At 43.8% G+C, this 19,722-nt stretch carries 21 protein-coding genes; all 21 read right to left on the reverse strand.

Annotated elements, in window-relative coordinates; all coding sequences use genetic code 11:
- Nucleotides 1-504, reverse strand: coding sequence for a Rieske (2Fe-2S) protein (locus RAC86_RS08245; RefSeq protein WP_003225556.1), 504 nt, complete (start codon nucleotides 502-504; stop codon nucleotides 1-3).
- Nucleotides 505-646: 142 nt separating this feature from the next.
- Complete coding sequence (locus RAC86_RS08250) at nucleotides 647-1,093, reverse strand: YpiF family protein (RefSeq protein ID WP_072566477.1); 447 nt, start codon at nucleotides 1,091-1,093, stop codon at nucleotides 647-649.
- Between the two features lie 54 nt (nucleotides 1,094-1,147).
- Nucleotides 1,148-1,687 (reverse strand): ReoY family proteolytic degradation factor, encoded by a 540-nt coding sequence (locus RAC86_RS08255; RefSeq protein WP_003225551.1) that lies wholly within the window; start codon nucleotides 1,685-1,687, stop codon nucleotides 1,148-1,150.
- A 71-nt stretch (nucleotides 1,688-1,758) separates the two neighbouring features.
- A complete protein-coding gene (locus RAC86_RS08260) occupies nucleotides 1,759-3,030 on the reverse strand; it encodes a tetratricopeptide repeat protein (RefSeq protein ID WP_072566478.1) in 1,272 nt (423 codons plus the stop codon).
- Between the two features lie 346 nt (nucleotides 3,031-3,376).
- Entirely contained in the window at nucleotides 3,377-4,663 is a 1,287-nt protein-coding gene (gene aroA / locus RAC86_RS08265; protein ID WP_072566479.1) for a 3-phosphoshikimate 1-carboxyvinyltransferase, read from the reverse strand.
- Between the two features lie 11 nt (nucleotides 4,664-4,674).
- Nucleotides 4,675-5,790, reverse strand: a complete 1,116-nt coding sequence (locus tag RAC86_RS08270) for a prephenate dehydrogenase (protein WP_072566480.1) — start codon at nucleotides 5,788-5,790, stop codon at nucleotides 4,675-4,677.
- A gap of 48 nt (nucleotides 5,791-5,838) precedes the next feature.
- Nucleotides 5,839-6,921, reverse strand: a complete 1,083-nt coding sequence (gene hisC / locus RAC86_RS08275; RefSeq protein WP_014114201.1) for a histidinol-phosphate transaminase — start codon at nucleotides 6,919-6,921, stop codon at nucleotides 5,839-5,841.
- A gap of 11 nt (nucleotides 6,922-6,932) precedes the next feature.
- Entirely contained in the window at nucleotides 6,933-7,736 is an 804-nt protein-coding gene (trpA, locus tag RAC86_RS08280; RefSeq protein WP_072566481.1) for a tryptophan synthase subunit alpha, read from the reverse strand.
- Nucleotides 7,729-8,931, reverse strand: coding sequence for a tryptophan synthase subunit beta (gene trpB / locus RAC86_RS08285; protein ID WP_072182220.1), 1,203 nt, complete (start codon nucleotides 8,929-8,931; stop codon nucleotides 7,729-7,731). Before trpB ends, trpA begins: the two co-directional genes overlap by 8 nt.
- Nucleotides 8,912-9,559 carry a phosphoribosylanthranilate isomerase gene (locus tag RAC86_RS08290; RefSeq protein WP_072566482.1) on the reverse strand — a complete coding sequence of 216 codons (648 nt, stop codon included), beginning with the start codon at nucleotides 9,557-9,559 and terminating at the stop codon, nucleotides 8,912-8,914. Before RAC86_RS08290 ends, trpB begins: the two co-directional genes overlap by 20 nt.
- 4 nt (nucleotides 9,560-9,563) lie before the next feature.
- A complete protein-coding gene (gene trpC / locus RAC86_RS08295) occupies nucleotides 9,564-10,316 on the reverse strand; it encodes an indole-3-glycerol phosphate synthase TrpC (RefSeq protein WP_014114205.1) in 753 nt (250 codons plus the stop codon).
- Nucleotides 10,309-11,325, reverse strand: a complete 1,017-nt coding sequence (trpD, locus tag RAC86_RS08300; RefSeq protein ID WP_072566483.1) for an anthranilate phosphoribosyltransferase — start codon at nucleotides 11,323-11,325, stop codon at nucleotides 10,309-10,311. Before trpD ends, trpC begins: the two co-directional genes overlap by 8 nt.
- On the reverse strand, nucleotides 11,297-12,844 hold the full coding sequence (gene trpE, locus RAC86_RS08305) for an anthranilate synthase component I (RefSeq protein ID WP_072566484.1): 1,548 nt from the start codon (nucleotides 12,842-12,844) through the stop codon (nucleotides 11,297-11,299). Before trpE ends, trpD begins: the two co-directional genes overlap by 29 nt.
- Before the next feature lie 223 nt (nucleotides 12,845-13,067).
- Nucleotides 13,068-13,451, reverse strand: a complete 384-nt coding sequence (gene aroH, locus RAC86_RS08310; protein WP_014114208.1) for a chorismate mutase — start codon at nucleotides 13,449-13,451, stop codon at nucleotides 13,068-13,070.
- Nucleotides 13,448-14,536, reverse strand: a complete 1,089-nt coding sequence (gene aroB / locus RAC86_RS08315; RefSeq protein WP_072566485.1) for a 3-dehydroquinate synthase — start codon at nucleotides 14,534-14,536, stop codon at nucleotides 13,448-13,450. The genes aroH and aroB overlap by 4 nt, the downstream gene beginning before the upstream one ends.
- Nucleotides 14,536-15,708, reverse strand: coding sequence for a chorismate synthase (gene aroC / locus RAC86_RS08320; protein WP_072566486.1), 1,173 nt, complete (start codon nucleotides 15,706-15,708; stop codon nucleotides 14,536-14,538). Before aroC ends, aroB begins: the two co-directional genes overlap by 1 nt.
- A gap of 74 nt (nucleotides 15,709-15,782) precedes the next feature.
- Entirely contained in the window at nucleotides 15,783-16,553 is a 771-nt protein-coding gene (gene cheR, locus RAC86_RS08325) for a protein-glutamate O-methyltransferase CheR (RefSeq protein ID WP_072566487.1), read from the reverse strand.
- A gap of 238 nt (nucleotides 16,554-16,791) precedes the next feature.
- Complete coding sequence (gene ndk, locus RAC86_RS08330; protein WP_080490493.1) at nucleotides 16,792-17,241, reverse strand: nucleoside-diphosphate kinase; 450 nt, start codon at nucleotides 17,239-17,241, stop codon at nucleotides 16,792-16,794.
- A gap of 115 nt (nucleotides 17,242-17,356) precedes the next feature.
- Nucleotides 17,357-18,319, reverse strand: coding sequence for a heptaprenyl diphosphate synthase component II (gene hepT / locus RAC86_RS08335; protein ID WP_003246013.1), 963 nt, complete (start codon nucleotides 18,317-18,319; stop codon nucleotides 17,357-17,359).
- 25 nt (nucleotides 18,320-18,344) lie between these two features.
- On the reverse strand, nucleotides 18,345-19,046 hold the full coding sequence (gene menG / locus RAC86_RS08340) for a demethylmenaquinone methyltransferase (protein ID WP_072566489.1): 702 nt from the start codon (nucleotides 19,044-19,046) through the stop codon (nucleotides 18,345-18,347).
- 6 nt (nucleotides 19,047-19,052) lie between these two features.
- On the reverse strand, nucleotides 19,053-19,722 hold a 670-nt coding region (gene hepS / locus RAC86_RS08345), incomplete at its 5' end, for a heptaprenyl diphosphate synthase component 1 (protein WP_377885489.1).

Consider the following 19,722-nt stretch of genomic DNA (forward strand, 5'->3'; position numbering starts at 1 on the left):
TCACCCTTCCCCCTTAGGCTTTGCTTTTCCAAGATACAGGAAGCCGTCTTTTACTTCTTGCTCATAATGATCAAGAGGCGAAAGCGGCGGCGTGCCCGGGACATTGGTGCCGTCCTTTTCATAGAGTCCGTAATGGCATGGACAAAAGAATTTATTCGGATTTTTAGGATCACTATTCCAGTTCACCGTACACCCTAAATGCTTACAAATTGGCGAAAGCGCTACAATCTCATCCCCGCTTTTGAAGACCCAGGCTGATCTTGACTCTTCTGACTCATACCAGGCATCGACTTGGTTAATTTTGAAATCAAAGCGCTGCGGCTCTTTTGTCAGCTCATCTACGCTGACAACCTGAACCATGTCCTGCTTCCCTGTCGATTTTAATACCGGGTCGAGTGCAAAGCGAACCATAGGCATGAGCATACTAGCCGCCATAAAACCCCCTACGCCTGTGAGCGTATAATTCAAAAATTGACGTCTGGATATATCATGTTTTCCGCCCATAACTTCTCCCCCCTCTAGGTCACCCCTGCAAACTGACTAAAATAGAAAATATTGCAATAACTCTAGACACCCTCATAATATATGAATCTCTCAGCAAGGTCAATATAGCCAAAATATTGTTTATAAGGAAATGTAAGTGTTTTTATTGGATGCTCCACAACTGTAACAAAACGTTCAAAATTTCAGCAGTGCGTTCATCCAATATTTTTCTTTTTAAAGAGTCATTTAAATGCTCTAACGGAACAGACGGTGTCACAATGATTTTGCCTAACGCATCCTCACTTTTCCAATTTTCGTCAGACGTGAGCAGCACAACATGCGGAAATTCTGATATAAGCTCTTCCCGCAAACCCTTAAGTCCTTGAACGGTTATTTCATTTCTATCAACATATGTATATGGAGGCAGTAAATATACCCGTCCCTTTAACTGCCTTTCCAGTTCTTCTGACAGAAGCTGCGTGAATTCTCCTTTCTCCGCCGCCATTTTGAAATGGTCGCCTACCTTTATGTTAATTAATGGAATGACAGCGGTATCAATGTAATCCTTAGCTTGTAAATAGTCCTTGGCATCAGTCATTCTCCACCTCATCGTTCTCCCCCTTTACGACAACAAGCCTTGCAATACACTGCAAGGCTGGTCAAATTATGTGAGCTGATTCAATTGGCGCGATAGTTGTTCAAATGCTTCTTTATCATGACGATCTAGCGCATCGTCAATGTCTTTTAATAATTTTTCTCTTTGGAATGTGGAAATAGCGTGCTCCAAAATTTGTTCAGCCAACCCCTGATCTTTTTTGTTCTCAAACAGATCCTTCGGAATATGAGGGTTGGATTCCAGTACTGCAGCATACTCAGGTGAGCTGTACGCTGAACGGAAATTAAGCTGGATAAACAAATCCTGCTGTTTATTTAATCTAATATCATGAAAAGATTTTTCCGCGTCGGTTGTCATGACATTCTCTTTATAGAACCGAAACGGAACTTCTTCAACACAATGTGTTGACATTATAATGCCTCTCGGGCAAAATTCTGCCTGTTCTACAAAATGAACCTTCTCCATGAGAGAATCATGGCTCATTAAGTAGTTCAAGATCCAAACGCACTCTCGGCGCTTTAACTGATAATGGTTTAAAAACCAGCGGATAAAATCTTTTTTCTCATTGACAGAAACAGGGGTCTGCATGTAATTCCCTCCTCTATCGTTCGTATAATCTATATACTTATATGTTCCACATGAATGGTGAACATTCCTGCTTATCTAGAAAATTCATCCTCGATTCGCAAAATCGTTTCTTCCAGCTCTTCATTGGCCCCGTCAATTTCAAGAACCTTTTTCAAAAGCGGCAGCGCTTCTTTTTGCAGGCCTTCTTCTAATAGGAAGCTTGCGTATTCGTATAAGAAATCTCTGTCCTCCCGGTAGTGAAGAAAGGCAGCCTCAAAGGATTGTTTTGCTTTCTCGTATTGCTCTAATTCGGTATATGCGCTCGCAAGATACCAATTGTATTTCGGGTCTTCTTCCCCATAACCGCGCACCTCTTGAATAAGATCAATGATCTGTTCATAATCCTCTTCTTTATGATACACGGCAAGAAGTGTATGAAGTGCCTCGACGAAGCCCGGATCAAGTGCAAGCGCCTCCTGAAGCAGCTTTTTCCCATCTTCTGACTTCCCGATTTTTAAAGCCATTTTTGCGGCATAGAGGAAAAGCTCTTTGTTATATTCATCATATCTGATACCCTCTTTTGCCGTTTTTAATGCCTCTTCATACATCCCTTCAGCTTCATAGCTTTTCGAAAGCGGCATATAAAGTGAAGAATAAGATGGATCAAGCTCTTTTAAATCAGACAGCTGTTTAATAGCTGTTTTAACAAGCCCCGCCTGTAAGGCTGTAAACCCATAGCCGAAAATCGTATTAGGATCAGGATTCTCATCAACAGCTTTCTCGTACCACGGAATGGCATCCTCAAATTCACCTGAGGCACTTAACGATTCGGCCAGTCTTTGATGGACATTAACGCCTCCGATCTCACTCTGCTCCTCAGCCGTTGTTTTAAAATATTGAACCGCTTTTGCATAGGCTCCTTGAGTAAAGTAAAGTTCACCCAGTGCAAAATCAATAATGGGTTCATTGTCCAGAATGGACTTTGCCTGTAAAAGCTTTTGTTCACTGACTTCGAATAACCCTTGCATCTGATAAAGATCCGCCATAAGCAGCAAACTTTCCGGATATGATGGATCTGTTTCCGGAATGGTTTCCAGCACAGCGAGGGCTTTTTCTTCTTCGTCAATATCTATTAAAAGTTCAGCGTAAAAATTCGTCAGTTCTGCTTCATTTGGATATAAATCATGTAAATCACTGATCAGTGAAATCGCTTTTTCTACATTGCCCCACTCGTAATAAAGCTGGGCGGCAATGGCTTTGTCTTCATCATGGAGCTGGTTTTCAGCTTTCGAGAGAGTGTTGAGGCCTTTTTCTGTTTCACCTGCTTCAACTAATTTTATGGCTTCTTGAATCAATGTATTCAAATCGGACCGGTCCTTTCTTTTCCTATAGAACATCAACCATACAAAAAAGCTTTATTTGTTCGGGTTAATCTTATCATAATTCAGACGAAAGCCCCCGGCAAATAAGATGCTTGCTGTACGGCAGGGAATTATTGAGTCTTATTAGTTTACCAAAAGTTCTTGAGATAGAAAATGAAAAAAGGAAGATCGCCCTCTGTACAGTAAAGCAGCTCTCTGACCTGCCGGCTTGTAAGTAAAGCGCATCCCCCCTTTTCGTTTTTTCTTTTCTATAAGACAAGCTATGTTTTTTGGTCTCGGATTATGATTCTCACAGGCAATCTACACAAAAAATCCTGAAGGAAAAACTTCAGGATTTGTTTGAAAGCTTATTTAAATGCTCGAAGAAGGTTGGATAAGAAACGTGAATGGCATCTGTCTGCTCAATTTCAATTGGCTCCTCAGTTATACAGGAAGCGATACCAAGCATCATTCCGATTCGATGATCTCCATGGCTGGACACTGTTGCGCCGCCTTTCAGTGTTTGCTTGCCATAAACCTTCATTCCATCTGCTGTCGGTTCAATCTCAGCACCTAGCTTACGAAGCTCAGAAACCACGGTGTCAATGCGGTTTGTTTCTTTTACTTTAAGCTCTGCCGCATCCTTAATAACGGTTGTTCCTTCCGCCTGAGTCGCAAGAAGCGCGATGATAGGGATTTCATCAATTAAACGCGGAATGATATCTCCTCCGATTTCAACCGCTTTTAGAGATGACGTTTCTATAACCAAATCTCCATAAGGCTCCGCACTGCTGTCAGCAGACGGTTTGATTTCAAGTTTTGCCCCCATGTTTTGAAGGACGTCAATGACACCTGTCCGAGTCGGATTTAAACCTACGTTTTTTAATATAATCTTGCTGTTTGGAACCATTGCACCCGCAGCAAGGAAAAACGCCGCTGAAGAAATGTCTCCAGGAACAAAAATATCTGCAGCTGTCAATTTCTGCCCTCCTGTAATGGAAACACTCGTTTGATCTTCAGAGAGTTTCACGCCAAAAGCAGAAAGCATCCGCTCAGTGTGGTCCCGAGATTTATGAGGCTCTGTGACGGTTGTTGTGCCCTCAGCCTGTAATCCGGCCAGCAAAACAGCAGATTTAATTTGTGCGCTTGCAACAGGTGATACATAATCAATGCCTTTTAATGAAGCGCCGCTCACTGACAGCGGTGTAAATTCTCCGCCGGCTCTGCCGTCGATTTTAGCCCCCATTTGCTTCAAAGGCTCAGTTACACGTTTCATTGGGCGCTTCGCAATGCTCTCATCTCCGGCTACCGCGCTGTAAAAGGGACGGCCCGCCAAAATGCCGAGCATGAGGCGAATCGTTGTACCTGAATTTCCGACATCTAAAAGGCTTTCTGGCTCACTCAGGGAATCGATTCCATTTCCGTGAATCACTACATCGCTGCCGTTTTGCTCAATTTGAACACCCATTTTTCTAAAGCAATCGATGGTGCTCAAACAATCCGCTCCCGGCAGAAAGTTTTTAACAATTGTTGTGCCTTTCGCTAGCGCGCCAAACATGACGGAACGGTGAGAAATAGATTTATCACCAGGAATATGTATTTCTCCGTTTAAGGCCTGCACCTTTTCTCTTTTCATTATTTTCCACCTCAATCAGCATAAAAAGTTTCATATTCCGCCCGGGCTTCAATGCATTGTTCTGCCCGTTTGCGGTCATCATCAGACTGAAAACTGATCCTTAAAATCCCGTTAATATCTTCTCGTGTTTCAATAATGCGGATATTCGTGATACTGATGCGCTCCGCAGCTAAGATAGCCATTATCTCGGAAATCACACCCGGATGATCGGGAACATCCACGTATAAATCGTAAAATGCAGGTATCGCGCCCTTCTGCCGAAGCGGCAGTCCGTCGCGATAATCCTTGGCCGCTTTAAAATAACGAAATAGATTTTCCGCATCTTCTTGTTCTACATATGTCCGGATCGTCTCAATTTCACGAATCCACTCTTCAAAACGGTCCAAAATTTTATCTTTATTATGTAATAGAATATCCCGCCACATTGCGGGGCTGCTCGATGCAATCCTTGTAATATCCCTAAACCCGCCGGCAGCAAAACGCTTAACAAGCGGATAAAGCTCTTCCGAATGATGGGTTTGATGAACTAGGCTTGCTGCGACAATATGCGGAAAATGGCTGATCACACTTGTAACGCCATCATGCTCTTCTGGTGACATTTCCACAAAATGGGCATTCGTCCCCTTCAGCAGGTTTTTCAACTGTTCTACCGCTTGTCTGTCCGTTTTCTGGCCTGGCGTTAAAATATAAAATGCATTTTCAAACAGGAATTCCTTCGCAGCGGCCACTCCTGATTTATGTGAACCCGCCATCGGATGCCCCCCGACAAATTGGTAGCGGCCAGGCAGCACTTGCTCAGCGTATCGAACCACTTTTTGCTTTGTGCTTCCTACATCGGTAATCAAAAGCTGATGTTCAATTCCTGAATGAGCCAGCTCATCAAGCATAAGCAGGGTTTGCGCGACAGGTGTCGCAATGATTACTGTAGCTGCCTTTTTTGCACCGCTAATAAACGAATCAGCACGCTCGTCTATCACACCTAATTTTAATGCGGCTACTACCTGTTCATCAGAGATGTCGATTCCGATAATCCGTTTGCCCGGATGCTCTTTTTTGATCGCTAACGCAATCGAACCGCCTATCAATCCGAGACCGGCGAGCAATATTGTATCTTTCATTCGATTCATACGTCATCACCTGGTTTATAGACTAAAGAGGTGATATTTGATCACCTCTTATAAAATTTCAGCTAAAATTGCAAGAATTTCTTCATTTTGCTCTTTTGTTCCGATCGTAATCCGGAGTGATGTCGGGAAACCTAATGCATTTCCTGACCGGACAATATAGCCTTTTTCCAGCAGAGCCTGAAACAGTTCATCAGAAGGACGGTTAAAGTCAATTAACACAAAATTGGTCTGTGAAGGGTAGCACTTTAAACCATGAATCTTCGCAAAATCATAATATTGCTGAAGGCCTGCTTTATTTTGCTCGACACAGGAAGCAATAAACGCTTGGTCATCAAGTGCTGCGATCGCCGCAGCCTGACCTAGACGGCTCGTGTTAAATGGCTCTCTTGCCGGCTCAATCTGGCGAATCAGGTCCTCGTCAGCAATTCCGTATCCGACTCTGAGCGCAGCCAGACCGTAAGCCTTTGAGAATGTCCGTAATATGATCAGATTGGAATACTTGTTTAATAACGGCACAGTTTCCGGGTAATCCTCAGCTGTTACATATTCATAATATGCTTCGTCAAGAACAACGAGGACACGAGAAGGAACGCGCTCCAGAAATGCGAGTAATTCCCCTTCTGATGTATAAGTGCCAGTCGGGTTATTCGGACTGCATATCCAAACGACTTGTGTCTGTTCGTCAATCGCTTCAAGCATGGCGTCTAAATCATGTGAGCCGTCAGGACGAAGTGCGATTTCACGAACTTCAGCGCCTTCAATGACCGCATTATGTTTATACTGCGGAAAAGTCGGAGCAGCCGTTATCGTGTTGGTTTTATCGTTTAAAAATGCCCGGCAGATGATCTGAATGATTTCATCTGAACCGTTTCCGAAAATAAGTGATGTTTCACTGACATTGAGGTGCTCACTGAGCCTTGTCCGCAAAGCGGCGCTATACCCGTCCGGATAAAGCGCAAGCTGATGAATCTCATGTTGAAGCGCCTCTTTTGCAGCTTCTGAACAGCCGTACGGATTTTCGTTTGAAGCAAGCTTCACAACTTTATCCAAGCCATATTCTGATTTCACTGCTTCAATCGGCTTACCAGGCTGATAAGGCTTCAGCTGTTTTAAATGTTCTTTGATACGCAAATCCAGTCACCTCATTTTAAACTGTACAAGCCGCCAAACGCCGTTGCGTAATCTTCAAACTCCTGCAGCGCTTGATCTCTCGTTTCAGCGCTGATGAGCCGGTCCTTTAGCTCTTCTATTTTTCTGACGAGCGCACTTCCCACTACGACACCGTCACAAATTTCATTCATCTTCATGACCTGTTCGCGGTTTGATATACCGAATCCTACAGCAACCGGCACAGTGCTAAGATCCTTCACTGTCCGGATGAACGGATACACGGATGAATTGAACTCATTGCGGACACCGGTCACACCTAGAGAAGATACACAGTAGACGAAGCCCTCGGCTTGTTCAATAATGGTTTTCAAACGGCTTTCGCTTGTCGGCGCAACCAAAGAAATATACGTCACCTCATGTCTTTTGCATTCCGATTGAAGGCTGGCGCTTTCTTCTAATGGCAGATCCGGAACAAGCAGACCGTCAATGTGATTTTCCCGCAGTAAAGCGAAAAAGTATTCTTTGTTCAATTGTAACACAGGATTATAATACGTAAAGAGGATAATCGGAATATTCACTCCGTTTTTTTTCATTTCTCCGCCTAATTCGATTGCCTTTACGATATTCATTCCATGATCAAGCGCCCGCTTTGAAGCACGCTGGATCACCAGACCGTCTGCAAGCGGGTCTGAGTATGCAACACCAAGCTCCAGTGCTGTGGCGCCTGCTTTTTGGAGTGACTTCGCCAGTTTAACCGAAACCTCAGGCGATGGATCTCCCGCTGTAATAAACGGGATAAACAATTTTTCTGATGCTTGAAGATCTAATTTAAACATGCGCTTTCACCTCTTCTTCCAATACATTCATTAATGTGTTGACATCCTTATCTCCCCGTCCTGATAAACAGACGAGAATGGTTTGATCGCGATCCATCTCTTTGGCGAGTTTGAATGCTTTCGCTAAAGCATGGGCAGATTCGATTGCCGGCAAAATCCCCTCTTTTTCTGACAAGAGTTTTAATGCATCCACCGCTTCTTCATCTGTGATACTGTCATAAGTGACACGGCCGCTCTTATGCAAATAAGCGTGCTCCGGACCGATTCCAGGATAGTCGAGTCCTGCTGAAATGGAGTAAGGCTCAATAATTTGCCCGAACTCATCTTGAATCAGATAAGTCAATGAACCGTGAATAACGCCTACGGTTCCTTTCGACATAGTAGCGGCATGAAGAGGAGTATCAATTCCTTTTCCGGCTGCTTCAGCGCCGATCAGTTCAACATCTTCATCTAAAAACGCCTGAAACATGCCCATCGCATTGCTTCCTCCGCCTACACACGCCACTACTTTATCAGGCAGAGTGCCTTCAATGTGTTTCAGCTGATCCTTCGCTTCCTCTCCAATCATTTTCTGAAATTCTCGGACCACCTGCGGATAAGGGTGCGGTCCGACAACTGATCCAATCATGTAAAAATGATCCTCGCAATGCTGAACCCAGTATCGAATCGCCTCATTTGTGGCATCCTTCAATGTGCCGTTTCCGCTTGTTACAGGCACAACTTCCGCTCCAAGAAGCTTCATGCGGAAAACGTTCAGAGACTGGCGGGCAACGTCCTCCTCGCCCATAAACACAGTGCAGGAAAAGCCGAATTTGGCTGCGACTGTTGCAGCGGCCACACCGTGCTGACCGGCACCGGTTTCAGCAATGATTTTCGTTTTTCCCATTTTCTTAGCGAGCAGCGCTTGACCTAACGCATTATTGATTTTATGAGACCCTGTATGGTTCAAATCTTCTCGTTTCAAATAAATTTTCGCACCGCCTAAATACTCAGTGACTCGATCAGCGAATGTGAGTGCAGTCGGCCTTCCGGAATAGTCATTTAACAGCTTGTAATATTCATTACGAAAAACAGGATCATCCTTGATCTCTTTAAATGCGGTTTCAATTTCTTCTAACGGCTGCATCAGTGTTTCCGGAACAAACTTTCCGCCGAAATCACCGTATCTGCCTATTTCATTCGGATATGGATACATATTGGTTCATCCTTTCTTCTAAAAGCCTCATCAGATTCTGATCTTTTTGTCCGTTTTTTTCGATTCCGCTGGCAAGGTCAATTCCTGCCGGCTCATATTTCAATAAGTCTGCGATAGTGTCCGGATTCACGCCGCCTGCGATAAAACAGCGTTTGCCTATAGCTGCCTGCTTGTATTCCGGCACACAGTCCCAAGAAAAAGCAACACCAGTGCCGCCTCTTGCCCCTTTGACAGATGAATCAATCACAAAGCCGTCCACATCATCTTTAAAGCGGGCAATTTCTTGAGTTGTGTTCTTATGATGGTGAAGCGCCTTCCATATTTCACAATCTGTCAGCATGCGAAGCGCATCGGCATCCGCCGGTTCCTCATCACCGTGAAGCTGAATGACATCGAGATTCAAGTCGTCGGCAATGCGTGACATCGTCTCTATCGATTCATTAACAAAAACCCCTGCAACCCGTTTTTCGACACGAACTTGACTCAGCCACTTCTTCACATCTTGCGGAGATACTTTTCGTTTGCTTTCAGCAAAAATAAAGCCCAGATAATCAGCCTGCGAGTCCGCTGCAAGCTGCAAATCCTGCAGTGACCGTATGCCGCAATATTTTAATGCCGGCTTCTTCACATCCTCACTCCCCGAACAAAGCATGGATTGCTTTTTGCTGTGATGTTTGTCTCATCAATGATTCACCGATAAGCACAGCTCGTGCTCCATGTTCTTTGACAAATGTTAAATGTTCTAAAGAACCGATTCCGCTTTCACTGACAAGCAGTGATTCTTTCGGAGCAAGAGATGCGATTTGTTCTGTCTGCATTATAGAGGTTTCAAATGTTTTTAGGTTTCGGTTGTTTATGCCGAGAATATCAGGCGTGAACACTTTCAATATTTGTTCTAGCGTTGTTGCATCATGAACCTCGACTAACACGTCCATCTCCTTTTCACCTGCTTCAAGATATAACTCATGAAGGTGTAAGGGATCAAGCACTTCACCGATTAACAAGATGGCATCCGCTCCGATTCTTCTTGATTCCTCCACTTGAAGAGAATCAATAATAAAATCTTTTCTGAGTACAGGGATCGAAACAGCGCGCTTTACGTCTGATAAATAGCTGTTTTCCCCTTGAAAAAACGGGGTGTCTGTTAAAACGGAAAGCGCATCTGCTTTCGCAGTTTCATAGTCTTTTGCAATCCGCACAGGGACAAAATCCTCTTTAATGAGCCCTTTTGACGGCGACGCTTTCTTCACTTCAGCAATCAACCCGATAAACCGATTCGGGCTTGCCAGCGCCTCTTTAAATGAACGTTTTTCGAAAGGCTGCTCTTCCGGCAGGACCAGTGTGTTTACTTCTTCCTTCTTTTGTTTGATGATGTTTTCAAGCATAGATCTCTTCCTCTTTCTGCTTTATTCGTTCAAGCTGCGCGGCAGCGCCTCCGCTTGTAATCGTCTCTAATGCTAGCTCCGTTCCTTCCTTCAGTGAGGCGGTGATCCCCGCCGTGTATATCGCAGCCCCTGCATTCAAAGCAGTAATAGATAAAGCGGAACCGCTGCTTTTATTTTCAAAAATATTCTGAATAAGACAGGCACTCTCTTTCGGTGACTGCACCTGTAAATCTTCAAGTCTGCCATTTGTGAAACCGAAATCTTCCGGTGAAACGGTATATTCCCGGCGCTCCCCGTCCTTTAATTCAATCACGTCAGTCGGTGCTGTAATTGAAAGCTCATCTAAACCGTCACGGCTTGATACGAACATGACGTGCTTCGGCTGAAGCGTCTCCAGTGCGCTTGCCATCACTCCAGCTTTTTCAGCGGAATAGACCCCAATCACCTGACGCTTCGCCTGCAAGGGATTGCTGAGCGGTCCGAGCAGATTAAATACCGTTCTGAAACCCAGTTCTTTTCTAGTACCCGCTACATGTTTCATAGACGAATGATAAAGCGGGGCAAAAAGAAATCCCATGTTGTTTACTTCAATGCTGCTTTTGACTTTTTCGGGAGTCGTTTGAATTGGAACCTCTAACACCTCTAAAACATCAGCACTTCCGCTTTTAGAAGAGACAGAGCGATTGCCGTGCTTAGCGATTTTTGCCCCTGCTGCTGAGGCAACAATTGCTGATGCCGTTGAGATATTAAAAGTGGAAATACCGTCTCCTCCGGTTCCGCATGTATCAACGACATCAGGAAGTCCATCGACTGTAAGAGCGCGTGCCCGCATCGCCTTCACAAAGCCCGTAAGCTCTTCTGGCGTCTCTCCCCGATGAGCAAGAATAGACAATATACCGCCCATTTCAGAAGGCGTCATTTCCGCTGTCATCATCATATTCATCAATGCCTCTGCCTCATCGGCAGTAAGTGTTTTTCCGTCAACGCACAATTGTAGAAATTTGTTCATCAGCTTTATCCTCCTTGCTATGGAACATGTCTTCTGCAATATGAATCGTTTTCAGCAGCGCACCGGCTTTATTACAGCTTTCTTCGTATTCGGCTTCCGGAACAGAATCTGCAACAATGCCAGCACCTGCCTGTATCGATGCAACACCGCCCTTTACGCTCATGGTGCGAATCGTAATACAAGAGTCGATATTACCGTCAAATCCGATGTAGGCGATGCAGCCGCCGTATGTCTCTCTCGGTGTAGGCTCCAGCTCTTGCAAAAGCTGCATGGCACGGATTTTGGGAGCGCCTGTTAAAGTTCCTGCCGGGAAAGCGGACATCAGTGCATCGACTGGGTGAATCCCTTCTTTCAATCGACCTGTAACCACCGAAATAATATGCATGACATGCGAAAAGGAGACAATTTTTGTGAACTCCGGCACAGAAACAGATCCATACTCTGCTACTCTGCCAATATCGTTCCGGGCAAGGTCAACGAGCATGTAGTGCTCTGCTTTTTCTTTTTCATCCTTCATCAGCTCAACTTTGAGTTTTTCATCTTCCTCTTTATCTGCGCCTCGTTTTCTCGTACCGGCAATCGGATGGATTTCCAAGTGCCCGTCCTTAACATGGATTAAACGTTCCGGAGAGCTTCCGACTATTTCTCTGTCCTTGAGTTTCATATAATACATATACGGAGAAGGATTGACGATCCTAAGCACCCGGTATAACTCAAAGGCATCTGATTTTATCGGAATCTCAAATTTTTGTGACAGAACGCCCTGGAAGATATCGCCCGCTTTTATATATTCTTTTATTTTTTCTACATCAGCCATAAAAGCTGATTTTTCATAATTAGAAGATACTGTCTCAAAGCTGGGTGTCTTATATGAATCAGCAGAGAGAAACAGTTCTTTTATGTTTTTTTGATCCATCATTTTTTCTATGAGATCTTGAAGCTCTTGATGATTTTGATGAAATACATCGATTTTTTCGTTTTCTGTTTCCTGTCCATTGAGCCTTGCATATTGGATAAAGTGGACGTTTTTGGTTTCATGATCATACGCGATTAATGTCCGGCAAACAAACAGCATACACTTTTCCGTTCCTGCTTCTTTTGAATGCGGAGGAACAGAAGGCTCAATCAGCGGGATCATATCATAGCTTAAGTACCCGACAGCTCCGCCGACAAAAGGAATGCCTAGCTCTGGCGTTTTGATGTTGTACGTGGTATTCATCCAATTCAGAACTTCTTTAAGTTCAATTCCTGTGTAAAGAGATCTGCCGTCCTGATCTGTAGCTGTAAAACGGCTCTGCTCTTCTTTTATCGTGAGGAATGGATTCAGGCCGATAAACGAATATCTTGACCAGTTGGATGTATCATCCTTGCTTTCAAGAAGATACGTAATCTCCCTGTCGAGCTTCTCTATCATTTGAATGGGTGTCATCGTATCGACTGTGAAGGTCTCCACAATCGGTATGGTGTGGTGGGACAAGCTGTCCTGTAAAAATGAAGAAATGTTGGATTGGAAATACATTGCTCTCACTCCTTATGGCAAGGAGAATGAGAAGATGGCATGAGAGGATAAAACATTATATAACAAATAAACCCAAAAGAAAGGCTTCTTTTGGGTAGAATAAACATACATGTCTCAGCTCAACTACACTCATTCTCTGCTACCCTATTCTATAACTCAACTCAATCAATCAATCAATCGCTTTATACACACTCTTGTGTATTTCTAAGCTGTTCTTATCGTATTACAATTCAGTATTTTTTGTCAATGATAAATCGGGTCTTAATACAACGGCTTTTTCTAAATATACATGTCTGATCTGATCCTGAGGAACATCTGTCTGGACGGTCATCATGACTCTGATGCACTTTTTCAGACCGCCGATTACGTCCATTTCCTGCATACAGGTTACCGGCACATACTGCCATCCTGAAAGCTCACGAACAGCTTTTGCCGGGAAAACGGAGTGCAAATCAGGTGTCGCCGAAAGAAGCATTTGAACAACATCTTCCGGTTTTGTTTTGTTTTCTTCTATGATTTTCTCTAACAGCTGTTTTGTTTTTTGTAAAATTTCTTCTTCAGTATCTCGTTCAACTGTAGTTGCTCCGCGAATTCCGCGAATCATCATGATGTCTCCTCCAATCGCCATTTGTTCAGCCAGCTCTCAAGTTCATTTCTGGAAAATGTGTGATCAGCAACTTTTCCTAATTCGTTGAGCACGATAAACTGAATCTTCCCGCCACGGGTTTTCTTATCATTCATCATACGGTCCAATAGAACCGAAGTTTCCGTCTCTTTTTTAATTTGATTTGGATAGCCTAGGCTTATTAGCCAGCTGACCAAACGTTTCCTGTCCATTTCACAGCCCGCTGTCTTTTCGCTTATATATAAAGCAAACTGCATTCCGAGGGCTACGGCATCACCGTGAGTGATCTGTCCGTATCCATATTCGGCCTCAACAGCATGGCCGAGCGTATGTCCAAAGTTTAAGTAAGCTCTAATCCCCTCTTCTTTTTCATCCTGCTGAACGACAGATGCTTTTATTGAAATGCCTTTAAAAATCATGTCATTTAGCTGATCACTGGTGATATCGCGCAGTGAGCGGATATTCAGCAGCTCTTCCAGAAACGCTCTGTCATAGATAAAAGCGTGTTTAATCACTTCTGCCATTCCGGATCGAAGCTCTTTTTCAGGCAGAGAACGCAGGAAGTCTGTATCGTAGAGCACGGCCTTCGGCTGGTAAAACGCACCGATTAAATTTTTTCCGAGCGGATGGTTCACGGCTACCTTTCCTCCGACTGCACTGTCATGCGCCAAAAGCGTCGTAGGCATTTGAATGAAATCAATGCCACGCATAAAAGTGGCAGCCACAAAACCGGCAAGATCTCCTACAACACCGCCACCGAACGCGATGATGCATGAGGAGCGATCCATATGAAAACGAATCGCTTCACTCTGCAGTTTTGTGTACATGTCCATGGATTTCGCCTGCTCTCCACTCGGCACCGTCACTTTTTTCACAGGCCATTTTTCTTGCAGCAAATGAAGCATTTCATCACCATACAGGTGGTCAACCTCTTCATCAGTGACAAGCATAATCCGTGTTAAAGGCCTGTTTAAAGAGGTTAATAGTTCGCAAGCCTCTTTTCTGATGCCTTGCCCGATAAAAACAGGATACGACGAGGAAGCGGTTTGAACATGCAGTGTTTTCATTAAAATTCCCTCGACAGTTTTCTCATATTCTCCACATTTTCTCTAATACGGTCGATTTGATCTAAGCCGAATTGTTCAACGACTGCGTTGGCAATTTCCCATGCGACAGCCGCTTCAGCTACTACACTTGCCGCAGGCACTGCACAGCTGTCTGAACGTTCAATGCTGGCAGAAAAGGGTTCTTTCGTTTCAATATCTACGCTTTTCAGCGGTTTATACAAAGTCGGAATCGGCTTCATGACTCCGCGGACAACAATCGGCATTCCTGTCGTCATGCCGCCTTCCAGTCCCCCGAGTCTGTTTGTAGCGCGGGTATATCCCTTTTCCTCGTCCCAAATGATCTCGTCATGGACTTCGCTTCCATTTCTTCCGGCTGCTTCAAAGCCGATGCCGAATTCCACACCTTTAAATGCGTTAATTGACAGAACAGCAGCAGCAAGCTTGCTGTCAAGTTTGCGGTCATAATGGACGTAGCTGCCCACGCCTACCGGCATTCCCTCGACAATGACTTCTACAATTCCGCCGATGGAATCTCCGTTGGCCTTCGCTTCATCAATGGCAGCCATCATTTTTTTGCCCGCTTCTTCATCGTAGCATCTGACCGGAGACTCCTCCGTTACACGCTGCAGGTCATCAATTGACGTATATTCTGTTTTTTCAGCTTTAACTTCGCCAATTTGCAATACGTGACCTGCCACCTTAATGCCGAGCTCAGAAAGAATCTTTTTAGCGACAGCTCCTGCCGCCACTCTGACAGTTGTTTCCCTTGCTGAAGAGCGCTCAAGCACATTTCTCATATCACGGTGATTATATTTAATCGCACCGTTTAAGTCAGCGTGCCCAGGTCTCGGTCTGGAAATTTGGCGCTTCATTTCCTTTTCTTCATCCTCTGTAATCGGAGCCGCGCCCATGATTTTTGTCCAATGCTTCCAATCGTTATTTTCAACGACGAGAGCAATTGGTGAACCGAGTGTTCGTGCATGGCGCACCCCGCTCATAATTTTGGCCTGGTCTTTTTCGATCTGCATACGGCGGCCGCGGCCATGGCCTTTTTGGCGTCTGGCAAGCTCAAAATTGATATCTTCCTCCGTTATGTAAAGCCCGGCAGGCACACCTTCAATAATGGTTGTCAGTTGGGGGCCGTGTGATTCTCCGGCTGTTAAATATCTCATGACTTCTTCTCCCTTCATCGCATTAACGCTTTTAAGTAAAACTACTATAACATATTTTTCAGCAAAAAGTCAGTCTATCTTTTTTGATAAAAGAATGTATCGGCTGGAATCAGGCCAAATTTCTCAGGATTGAAGATTTGCTCGGTGCTGCCGACAAATAGAACTCCATTCTTTTTCAAGCTATGTGCCATTTTTAAATAAAGCTCTTCCTTCGCGCTTTCTGTAAAATAAATAAATACATTGCGGCACACAATTAAGTCAAAGTCTTGTTCATAACGATCAGCCAGTAGATTGTGCTTTTTGAATGTAATATTCTTTTTGATTTCCGGTTTGACTTCATAACTTCTATTTGCGTTTTGAGTAAAATAACGATCCTTCACAGATGACGGCACTTCTTGTAAAGACCTCTCCTGATAGACGCCTTTTTTCGCTTTTTCCAATGCTTTTTCATCAATATCAGTCGCCAGGATCTGAAAGCCGGGAAGACCTTTTTGCTGATCCAAAAGCATGGCAAGCGTATAAGGCTCCTCACCCGTTGAGCAGGCGGCACTCCATATCTTTAAAGGCTTAGAGTTCTTGATTAACGGCAAAATAGCAGTCTCAAGAACTTCCCATCTTTTATAATTACGATAAAATTCTGAAACATTGATCGTCATTCTGTCCAATGTTTCATTTAAGAGGGCTTGATCCTTTTCCAATGCCGCCGCAAAGTCCTTAAAGCTTTGAAACCCCTTTTTCTCATAAAGCGACGTCAGCCTTCTCTTCATTTGTGCTTCTTTATATAATGTCAAATCGACTCCGGTTAATTGTTTCCACTTCGTTGTAAATACGCTGTATGTATCCATCTCTCTACTCTCCCAGTCTCGCTGTCTTTTTGTCCTAGTATAGCTTGTTTTATCAGGAAATTGTATTGTTTCAATAAAAAAATCAGCTTTGCAGCTGATTTTAGATCGTTAGGAAAGGCAGGAATCTGATGCATCCTGCCATTAAACTCTTTATTCACTTTAATGTAAACCTTTACAAAAGAAAACGAAAACCGGCGGCATTACATGGTGCCGGCTCTGTTACTTATTTTCATAATGATTAATAGATCCAGCCTGCCATGAGCTGTTGATATGATACTAATTCTTCATTCTTAAAGAAAATGTTAATCTCGCGTTCTGCACTTTCGAGAGAATCAGAGCCGTGGATGATGTTTTTTCCGACAAACATGCCATAATCTCCCCTAATCGTACCAGGCAAAGCTTCTTGAGGATTTGTCTTTCCGATCAGCTGCCTCGTTACTTCAATGACATTTTCGCCTTCCCAAACCATTGCGAATACAGGTCCTGAAGTAATAAACTCAACGAGCTCTCCGAAGAAAGGCTTCCCTTGATGTTCGGCGTAGTGTTTCTCAGCCATTGGTTCAGTCACTCTCATTAACTTGGCACCAGCTAATTGTAAGCCCTTACGTTCGAATCTGGATAAAATATCTCCAATGAGCTGACGTTGGACACCGTCTGGTTTCACCATGATAAAAGTCTTTTCCATCACATTCTCCACCCCATCATTATGTATGTATAGGCTTTCACACTGCACACCGAAATCGTAACATCTTTCTGATAATTAATCAATCCGGGGTGGAGAAATTTCTTAATATCTACAAAAATTAAAATTTTCTTTTACCGATATATTTTGCGATGGCCGCAAGAGACGAACGTGCCCGCCCTCTCGGAAGCGTGTTTAACTTCTGGAAAGCTTTCTGCAAATACATTTCGCTTACTGCCATAGATGCTTCAATCGCATCCGTTTTTTTGATTTCCTCAATGATTGGTTCAAGCTGTTCCTGCGTTGTCTCGCTGTTAATCAATTTAAGCTGATTCTTTAATGCTGGATTTTTCAGAGCATACAGCACTGGCAATGTGACATTCCCTTGAAGCAAATCTCCTCCAACGGGTTTGCCCAGCTCTTCTTCAGTTGAAGTAAAATCAAGGATATCATCGATGATTTGATAAGACATGCCGACGTAATACCCAAACCAGTACAGCGCCTTATGAATCTTTTCATCAGCCCCGGACGCAATAGCACCGAGCTGGCAGCTGACCGCGATCAGGAGCGCCGTTTTTCTTTTGATGCGGCGGAGATACGTTCTGAGATTTTGTTCCATGTTGTATTTGTCTTTGATCTGCTCGATTTCCCCAAGACACACTTCAACAATCGTTTGTGACAAAATCCTATGGGCTTTCGGTTCGTTAATTCTCGTCATCATTTCAAGAGATCCCGCAAGCATATAATCGCCTGTGTACATCGCAATGCGATTATCCCACTTTGCTTTGATTGTCGGCTTCCCTCTGCGAAGCTCCGCATCATCAATGACATCATCATGAACCAAAGATGCCATGTGAATCATTTCCAGAGTGACGGCGACATATTTAATCTTATTAATATCGTAATCGCCAAACATGCCGGAAAGCAGCACGAAAACGGGCCGAATACGTTTCCCTCCGGCCTGCAGCAGGTGAAGACCTGCCTCGCTTAAAAGCGGGTAATCGGAACGTACGGTTTGTTCAAGTTCTCTTTCGATTACATCAATATCGTCATTTAAAAAAGAGTAGGCCATTTTAAATTTCATATCATTCACCCAAACATCTGTGTTTTCATTTCCATCCGATATGCGTGGCAGCGACTCCGCCAGTAAACGAATGATATTTGACATTTTTCAGGCCCGCCTCTTCAAACAGGCCTGCCAGTTCCTTCATTCCAGGGAATTCTCTGGCTGATTCTTGAAGCCAAGAATATTCTTTATAGCTCTTCGCAAACAGTTTCCCGATAAACGGCATAATATACTTAAAGTACATAAAGTAAGCCTGTCTGAATCCGAACATTTCTGGTTGGGACGTTTCCAGACATACCACCTGGCCGCCCGGCTTTACCACACGTCTCATCTCTTTCAATACGGTCAAGTAATCAGGGACATTGCGAAGTCCGAAGCCAATAGTGACATAATCAAATGTATCATCATCAAAAGGAAGCTCCATCGCATTTCCGTGCAGCAGTTCAATTTGACTGAATCCGCCGTTTTTCACTTTCTGCTGTCCGACACTCAGCATATTTTCACTGAAATCCAAGCCCTTAATCTCGCCGCTTTTTCCGGCTGCTTTTGCAAGAGCGATCGTCCAGTCAGCCGTTCCGCAGCAGACATCAAGCGCTTTGGCGCCTTCTTTCACATCCATAATGCGCATCGTTTTATCGCGCCATTTTTTATGCTGCTGAAAACTGATGACGGAGTTCATTTGGTCGTAGTTTTTAGATATTTTTTCAAATACTCCATGTACGCGCTGTTCTTTTGATTCCTGCATAATGGTTTACCCTTCTTCCACTTTCTGATGATAGGTTTGATCTTGGCTGATTGTCTTCAGACGGTTTAATAAAATGTGCTGAACAGGTGAATTTAGAGGCAAAAGTGACTCAATGCTGTTTTTCGCTTTTTTAAAACAATCTTCTAATATCTCTTCTTTTGTTTTTCCCAGCTGTATAAAACTGCCGATCACATCCAGAAATGTATCATTTCCGTTCATAAGCCGCTTAAATACAAAAAAATCACTCGACAGCTTTTTCCAGCGCGGAAGATTGAAGTGTTCCGCAACCCGATGGAATAAAGCTGATTCAACGATGCCGACACTTTCGAAAAAATCGTGTTCGTCCTTGAAAGAACGGTCATATAGACGAATTTTATGTTCATTGATTTCTTTGATGGCTGTAGCAAGCGTCCGAATCATGTAGATATCCTTCATTTCAGATAGTAAAGAGTAGTACAGCCCGCTGAAATAATCGCCTGCGAGAACAGTCAATTGGCGGTTTTTGTTTTCGTCTCGTTTTATGACTCTGGCTGTCGTCACTTCATCATGGGTATCAAGGGCGCTTTGTACAAGCATCGCTGTTACAATATAATTTTCTCTGTCGTTGTTTTTTATGTCGGCTTCTTCAAATAAAGCATGAAAAAGAAGAAGCTTATCCTCATCAATTTTTGGCGCA

The organism is Bacillus sp. LR_5 (assembly GCF_042709275.1).

Coding starts and splice junctions, on each gene's coding strand:
- cheR (WP_072566487.1), bottom strand. CDS start 16,553: ATGGATACATACAGCGTATTTACAACGAAGTGGAAACAATTAACCGGA.
- aroA (WP_072566479.1), bottom strand. CDS start 4,663: ATGAAAAGAGAAAAGGTGCAGGCCTTAAACGGAGAAATACATATTCCT.
- trpA (WP_072566481.1), bottom strand. CDS start 7,736: ATGTTTAAATTAGATCTTCAAGCATCAGAAAAATTGTTTATCCCGTTT.
- RAC86_RS08245 (WP_003225556.1), bottom strand. CDS start 504: ATGGGCGGAAAACATGATATATCCAGACGTCAATTTTTGAATTATACG.
- aroB (WP_072566485.1), bottom strand. CDS start 14,536: ATGAAAACACTGCATGTTCAAACCGCTTCCTCGTCGTATCCTGTTTTT.
- trpD (WP_072566483.1), bottom strand. CDS start 11,325: ATGAACAAATTTCTACAATTGTGCGTTGACGGAAAAACACTTACTGCC.
- aroC (WP_072566486.1), bottom strand. CDS start 15,708: ATGAGATATTTAACAGCCGGAGAATCACACGGCCCCCAACTGACAACC.
- RAC86_RS08250 (WP_072566477.1), bottom strand. CDS start 1,093: ATGAGGTGGAGAATGACTGATGCCAAGGACTATTTACAAGCTAAGGAT.
- RAC86_RS08270 (WP_072566480.1), bottom strand. CDS start 5,790: ATGAATCGAATGAAAGATACAATATTGCTCGCCGGTCTCGGATTGATA.
- aroH (WP_014114208.1), bottom strand. CDS start 13,451: ATGATGATTCGCGGAATTCGCGGAGCAACTACAGTTGAACGAGATACT.
- trpE (WP_072566484.1), bottom strand. CDS start 12,844: ATGTATTTCCAATCCAACATTTCTTCATTTTTACAGGACAGCTTGTCC.
- trpB (WP_072182220.1), bottom strand. CDS start 8,931: ATGTATCCATATCCGAATGAAATAGGCAGATACGGTGATTTCGGCGGA.
- trpC (WP_014114205.1), bottom strand. CDS start 10,316: ATGCTTGAAAACATCATCAAACAAAAGAAGGAAGAAGTAAACACACTG.
- hepT (WP_003246013.1), bottom strand. CDS start 18,319: ATGAAATTTAAAATGGCCTACTCTTTTTTAAATGACGATATTGATGTA.
- menG (WP_072566489.1), bottom strand. CDS start 19,046: ATGCAGGAATCAAAAGAACAGCGCGTACATGGAGTATTTGAAAAAATA.
- RAC86_RS08255 (WP_003225551.1), bottom strand. CDS start 1,687: ATGCAGACCCCTGTTTCTGTCAATGAGAAAAAAGATTTTATCCGCTGG.